The sequence below is a fragment of the Ilumatobacter nonamiensis YM16-303 genome (genome assembly GCF_000350145.1).
Classification (GTDB): domain Bacteria; phylum Actinomycetota; class Acidimicrobiia; order Acidimicrobiales; family Ilumatobacteraceae; genus Ilumatobacter_A; species Ilumatobacter_A nonamiensis.
The window spans coordinates 1-4,036 of sequence record NZ_BAOL01000035.1 but is presented as its reverse complement, the minus strand read 5'-3'; the positions used below and the strand labels follow the sequence as shown (position 1 = coordinate 4,036).

Genomic DNA, 4,036 nt, shown 5'->3' with positions numbered 1-4,036 from the left:
CCATCGGGTGTCTGACACCGGATGGCACGGTTGGGGTACCGTCGCTCGGCGTGCAGCTCAACACCATCCGGCGCGGGTCGGGACCCGCAATCGTCCTCCTCCACGGCCTCGGCATGGACGCCCACACGTGGGATGCGTGCGCGAACGTGCTCGCCGAGCGATTCACCGTCGTCGCGGTCGATCTTCCCGGACACGGCGAGTCGCCGTGTCCCGACGACCCGGATGCGTTCACACGCGACGCGGCGCTGAACGATCTGGACGAGGTGCTCGCGACGCTCGACGAACCGCCCGTTCTCGTCGGTCACTCGCTCGGCGGCTACCTGGCGCTCGCCCATGCTGCGACGCGACCGGACGCGACCCGCGGCGTCGTCGTGCTCAACACCGGACCGGGGTACCGCGACGCGGAGAAGCGGGAAGGATGGAACGAGCGCTCCCGTCGAAACGCGCACCGCTTCGGCGTGCCCGAACGGGTGGCCGCGCTCAACCTGCAGGAGGACTCCATGGTGATGGATCGTCTGGCGGAGATGGCCACACCCACAGTCGTGTTGGCGGGCGGAGACGACCGGCCGGAGTACGCGAGCGCGGGGAGCTATCTGGAACGCAAGATGCCCGACGCCCGCCTCGTGGTGCTCGATGGTGGCGGCCATTCGATGCACGAGGACACCCACGCGGCCGAGGTCGCCGCGATCATCGCCGGTGTCGCGGATTCGCTCACCTGATCGGAGTCAGCGGCCCATGAGCTGGTCGATGCGATCGGCCTCGAGGTGCACGATCGTCCAGCCAGGTTGTTGGGAATCCGGGTCGCGGCCGCGTCGCTGCCGGTCGACGAATTCGTCCCAACCGATCGTCTCGACGACGGTCTCGTGCTCGGGACATCGGTCACCTCGAACATCGAGCGTGTCGTGTTCCTGTTCGAACTCGGGTGGTCGTTGCCCGACCGGCACAACAACGCTTCCGTCCGGTCGGATCAGATACACCCGCCCGTCCCGGGCTCGCCGACTTCGGAATCCGGCACGGTGCTTGAACCGGTTGTGCAGCCCACACAACGGTGCGGCGTTGCGCTGATCGGTCGTTCCTCCGTCGGCATACGGCACCATGTGATCGATCTGGGCGAACTCGGCCGGGATCGAGCAACCTGGGTGCACACACTCCACGACCACCATCCGTGCCGCCTCGGCTGCCGCTCCGGTGAACAAGCGCCGCTTCGGCCCGAGATCGATGGCCACCCCGCCGGTGTCGACCACTGCCCGGCGGATCCGCCCGCGGATCATCGCCCGCACCATGTCATGGTCGGACACCGGGATCCCGGTCGAGGTCTCACAACGAACGGCCGCGAGATCGTGAGGGTCCTCGGACTCCCATCCATGTGAGGGCGCATCGAAGACGTCCTCGTTGTCGACGAGTCCGTGCGCGTGAAACGCCCGCCCCGCGCGACCAGCCGAATACAGCAGCGTGACCAGTGGCTCCGGCACCTGGGCATCCGGCGGCGTCGATGCCGCGGCCATGTGGATCGCATACATCGCCGCGAACTTTCGCTGGCGTGCCGAACGTGGCAACGGGTGCTGGTCGGCGTTGTCACCGTGCTCGGCGCGTCGATCGTCCACATCGCGACGGAATTCCGCCTCCACGGCGCGGTCGAACACCGCCTTCATCTCCGCCGCCTGCAATGCCGACCCGCCGGATGCACGGAGGTGGACGCCATCGGGACCGGCGATCACCGTGGCCGAGCAGTCCACGTCATCGGGCTCGACACCGTCGGCATCAGCGTTCGCCACGACCCGATCCACCAGCACCCCGAACTCCTTCGCAGAGAAGCACTCGGCCCGCTCGATCAACATCGGCACGAATCCGCCGACCACGTCTCCCACCCGACGATCGCAGCGCGCTTTCGCGAGCAGATCGACATTGCCCATCGACACGCGTCCCTCGCCCACCGCGTCGGCGGCTTCGGGGTGTTCATCGAGCAGACGCCCGCGGCGACGGATGCGGTTCGCCTCCACACCCGAACAGTTCAGATGTGCCTTCAGGTAGCCCGCCATCGAACGATGTCCATCGGTCAGGAACTGCTGGCGCTGCTCGACACCGCCGCCACCAAGGCCAACCGGGCTTCCGCATCACGGCGCTGCGACTCGACACGACGCACCTCGTCGTCGAGCGCGGCCGCCGGCATCGCCACCAATCGGGCGACTTCGGCCGCCGTGTCGAACCCGGTCCTCTCGCCGAGATCGCTGGTGGCCCCGTATTCCATGATCAGATCATAACACGTACGTGTGTTCGATACAAGAGTGATACGAGGGTATTCGTCCGGATCTTCGACGCGACGCTGCCCTCGGCGTCGCGTTCTACGCGGCGTTCATCACGTCGGGCGTCTCGGCCCGCGCACCGGAGGTGACTCGCGCGTGCAGCGCCTTGATCCTGCGGCTCGCGGTCTTCTCGCACAGCGCCGGAACGACCGCGTGGACCAGTGCGGCACCTGCGGCGATCGCGAGCGAACCGGCACAGCTCGTCGCGACGCGGAAGTGTTCGGCGTAGGTCTCGTCGACCGACGCCGGGTGCTCGGTGAAGTACTTCCCAAATGCCATGCCCCCAGGGTACGGAATCGCGCTGAGTCGTGCTTTGCGTTCATTGCAGCGAATACCACCCAATGTGCACCAGTCATGTTCCAGATCGACGATTTGTGCAAGAATCATCGATTGTGGATGAAGTCGATCGGGATATTGTGCGTTTACTCCAGGAGGACGGATCGCTCAGTGCCCGCGAGCTCGGCGATCGCGTCGGCCTGACCCCCACCCCGTGCTGGCGGCGAGTCCGCGCGCTCGAGGAAGCCGGCGTGATCACACACCGGGTCGCGCTCATCGATCCGGCCGCCGTCAACCTCGACGTGGCCGCCCTCGTCAACATCCGCACCAACGATCACAGCTCACAATGGATCGAGACGTTCCGCTCGGCGATCGCCACGTTCTCCGAGATCGTCGAGGCGTACCGCACGAGCGGCGACATCGACTACACGCTCAAGGTGATGGTCCCGAGCATCGCCGCCTACGACGCGTTCTACAAGCGGCTGATCGACGCGGTCGATCTGTACGACGTCCGCACGATCTTCGTCATGGAGGAGATCAAACACACCACCGCGCTGTCGCTCGACTACCTGACGACCGACTGAGACTCTCTCGATCTGCATCTCGACCCGACGCGCGATCTCGATCGGGGCTCCGTGGGCATCCTGCCGGGTGTAAGCGGACTGCGGAGCGTCACTGTGATGTTGATCTCGCGCTGCTCGCATCGTGATATCATGATGTCATGACAAAACAGACGACGGTTCGGTTGCCCGACGATCTCGCCGACGACGCCGAAGCCGTCGCTCGAGTGCGCGGCGACAGCGTCAACCAACTCATCATCGACTCCCTCGCCGCCGAGATCGAGCGGGTGCGAGCCGACGAGGACTTCACCGCCCGCGCAACGAAACTGCTCGAACGCGACCGGGAGATCCTCGACCGACTCGCCAAGTGACCCGCTACCTCAGCCTCGCCGAGTTCTGGTTCCTCTCCGAGCACGTCACCGGGATCGACGCCGCGACGCTGATCAAGGCCAGCCGTGTCGATCTCGCCGACTCCGCGCTGCATGCACCGCAAGCGGGCTTCGACGACACCGACTTCTACCCGGACGTCTACGACAAGGCCGCTGTACTCGCCTGCCGGATCGCCTGGAACCACCCGCCTCCCCGACGGCAACAAACGAGCAGCTTGGGCCTGCCTCGTGCTGTTCATTGACCTCAACGACGGATCGTGGAACGACTCACAACCCGACACCAACCAAGCTGTCGAAGCAATGCTCGCCGTCGCCGCACGCGACGTCGACGAAACCTGGCTTGCCAATTGGCTCAGAGAGCGGGTCTCCTTCCGGCCCTAACAAACGGCGCAGAAAACCAATGACACCCATTCGTTCGAGTCGCTCGCGATCGGCACGTCTGCGCTCGGGTACGTGCTCGAGATGGTGCGACACGCCTCCGAGTCAAGCGTGTGGCTCTCGCAGGCTG

General features: G+C 65.7%; 7 protein-coding genes. 4 read left to right on the top strand and 3 right to left on the bottom strand.

Features of this window, described 5'->3' with window-relative positions; translation table 11 throughout:
• Nucleotides 1-719: alpha/beta fold hydrolase (locus ON45_RS04690; protein ID WP_306301647.1), on the top strand; the 719-nt coding region annotated here is incomplete at its 5' end.
• Nucleotides 720-725: 6 nt separating this feature from the next.
• Here the strand turns inward: ON45_RS04690 and ON45_RS04685 are convergent.
• The 3 genes from ON45_RS04685 to ON45_RS04675 form a co-directional block, all read right to left on the bottom strand.
• Nucleotides 726-2,039, bottom strand: coding sequence for an HNH endonuclease signature motif containing protein (locus tag ON45_RS04685; RefSeq protein WP_040492367.1), 1,314 nt, complete (start codon nucleotides 2,037-2,039; stop codon nucleotides 726-728).
• Between the two features lie 17 nt (nucleotides 2,040-2,056).
• Nucleotides 2,057-2,248 carry a hypothetical protein gene (locus ON45_RS04680; RefSeq protein WP_040492365.1) on the bottom strand — a complete coding sequence of 64 codons (192 nt, stop codon included), beginning with the start codon at nucleotides 2,246-2,248 and terminating at the stop codon, nucleotides 2,057-2,059.
• Nucleotides 2,249-2,342: 94 nt separating this feature from the next.
• The gene (locus tag ON45_RS04675) at nucleotides 2,343-2,582 is read right to left on the bottom strand and encodes a DUF6356 family protein (protein WP_051062465.1); all 240 of its coding nucleotides are present in this window, start codon (nucleotides 2,580-2,582) and stop codon (nucleotides 2,343-2,345) included.
• A gap of 113 nt (nucleotides 2,583-2,695) precedes the next feature.
• Here ON45_RS04675 and ON45_RS04670 point away from each other — a divergent pair, with 113 nt between their 5' ends.
• The 3 genes from ON45_RS04670 to ON45_RS04660 all read left to right on the top strand — a co-directional run bounded on the left by ON45_RS04670 (nucleotide 2,696) and on the right by ON45_RS04660 (nucleotide 3,770).
• Nucleotides 2,696-3,163: an Lrp/AsnC family transcriptional regulator gene (locus tag ON45_RS04670; protein ID WP_040492363.1), complete on the top strand. Its 468-nt coding sequence runs from the start codon at nucleotides 2,696-2,698 to the stop codon at nucleotides 3,161-3,163.
• A 137-nt stretch (nucleotides 3,164-3,300) separates the two neighbouring features.
• Complete coding sequence (locus tag ON45_RS04665) at nucleotides 3,301-3,510, top strand: YlcI/YnfO family protein (protein WP_040492361.1); 210 nt, start codon at nucleotides 3,301-3,303, stop codon at nucleotides 3,508-3,510.
• Nucleotides 3,507-3,770 (top strand): hypothetical protein, encoded by a 264-nt coding sequence (locus tag ON45_RS04660; RefSeq protein WP_040492359.1) that lies wholly within the window; start codon nucleotides 3,507-3,509, stop codon nucleotides 3,768-3,770. The genes ON45_RS04665 and ON45_RS04660 overlap by 4 nt, the downstream gene beginning before the upstream one ends.
• Nucleotides 3,771-4,036 lie beyond the last annotated feature (266 nt).

What these genes read in the sequence shown, in the direction of transcription:
- ON45_RS04680 (WP_040492365.1), bottom strand. Translation starts at nt 2,248, where the DNA reads ATGGAATACGGGGCCACCAGCGATCTCGGCGAGAGGACCGGGTTCGAC.
- ON45_RS04685 (WP_040492367.1), bottom strand. Translation starts at nt 2,039, where the DNA reads ATGGCGGGCTACCTGAAGGCACATCTGAACTGTTCGGGTGTGGAGGCG.
- ON45_RS04665 (WP_040492361.1), top strand. Translation starts at nt 3,301, where the DNA reads ATGACAAAACAGACGACGGTTCGGTTGCCCGACGATCTCGCCGACGAC.
- ON45_RS04675 (WP_051062465.1), bottom strand. Translation starts at nt 2,582, where the DNA reads ATGGCATTTGGGAAGTACTTCACCGAGCACCCGGCGTCGGTCGACGAG.